We start from the raw sequence: 1,314 nt of genomic DNA, 5'->3' as shown, positions 1-1,314 counted from the left end.
GCGCACCGCCCTCGTTCGTGAGGCGTATATAGTCGCCACCCAGACAAACTGTCAACACCGATCCAAGAAGTTTTTGAGATTTCTCGTGGAGATATCCACGGGGGTCGAGATTCGTGAGTTGGCTAGGCTGAGTTTCCACATCGCTTTCTGCGCTTGGTCGCGCCTGGGATACTCGCTTCGGACCCTATGCCTCGCTTTGAAAACCGCTGTCCGCCCGACGGCCGCGGACCTTGCGCGAGCGGCTTTCAGCGGCGATCCTCCAGCAATTCCGGTGTGATGTTCCGGCCTGCGTAGAAGATGCCCAGGATCAGCACCTGCTCGCCCTCGACCGCAAAGGCAATGCTGACCGCCCGTCGGTAGCCGATGATCCGCAGTCCGGGCATGATCTCGCGCCGCTCGGTGCCACGCTGTGGAAAAGTCGATAGACCGAGACAATGGTCTTGAATACCCGCGACAAAATTCCAGGCGATCGCCGGCGATGCCCGCTCGGCTATGTCGTCATAGAGCCGTTCGAGTTCGGCTTGTGCAGCGGGATGAAAGACGATCCGATAGTCCATCCCCTACTTGGCTTTCGCCTGTTTCGCGCGATGGCGCGCCTCCAGCCGAGAAAAAATCGCTTCGGCCGGGATTCCTTTAGCTGGATCCTGCTGGAGCTCGGCCAGGCGGCCCGGAATTTCCTCGCGCAGCCATCTTTCCCGCTCCGCCTCGAAATCCTCGAGCATGCGCAGGCCGGCGCGGACAACCTCGCTGGCATTGTTGTAGCGACCTGATTCGAGCTGCTTCCTGATGAAGCGCTCATAGTGGTCGTTCAGAGCGTAGTTGGGCATGACAACCTCCCGGAAGAGATATGGATTACGGCACGGATTAGCAATAGATGTTAAATATTAGCAATTTCGGCCGACGTCGACCATCCTGCATTTTGATCCGAATGTCTCGCAGACAGGCTCGGATCGCTTGATTCGGCATAGCCGGGAAACCGCCTCGGTCGGGGTGGCGCGATCGAGGTTCGCGCCTGCAACCGATGGATGGGGTCTGCTCCTCGCGATCCAGGCTGCGCGAACCGAGAGCTCGTCTTGGCTCCGAGGCATGGAACGACTGAGGCCTGGCTCCGTGAACGCTTTTGCTTGGCTTGTATGGTTCTGGCGGGCGGATTGGGTTTGGTTTGCGGGATTTGGCTTTTGACCCTGTGGGGTGGGGTGGGCTTTGCGTGTTTCCTGGGCTGATGAGGGTTCTTAAATCAGCCGGGCGCGATCAGCCGGATACAAGAACAGCCCGGGTTGAGCCGGGCTGTTTTGTATTTGGTTGCGGGGACAG

The 1,314-nt window shown here is 59.1% G+C and carries 2 protein-coding genes; both read right to left on the bottom strand.

All coding sequences use genetic code 11. From position 1 onward, the window contains the following. Positions 1–245: 245 nt before the first annotated feature. Positions 246–557 (bottom strand): type II toxin-antitoxin system RelE/ParE family toxin, encoded by a 312-nt coding sequence (locus FJ964_RS30845; RefSeq protein ID WP_140554511.1) that lies wholly within the window; start codon positions 555–557, stop codon positions 246–248. 3 nt (positions 558–560) lie between these two features. Continuing rightward, complete coding sequence (locus tag FJ964_RS30840; RefSeq protein ID WP_140554510.1) at positions 561–827, bottom strand: type II toxin-antitoxin system ParD family antitoxin; 267 nt, start codon at positions 825–827, stop codon at positions 561–563. Between the last annotated feature and the right edge of the window lie 487 nt (positions 828–1,314).

The organism is Mesorhizobium sp. B2-3-2 (genome assembly GCF_006442295.1).
Taxonomy (GTDB): Bacteria; Pseudomonadota; Alphaproteobacteria; order Rhizobiales; family Rhizobiaceae; genus Mesorhizobium.
This window is presented reverse-complemented; position numbering and strand designations above follow the sequence as displayed.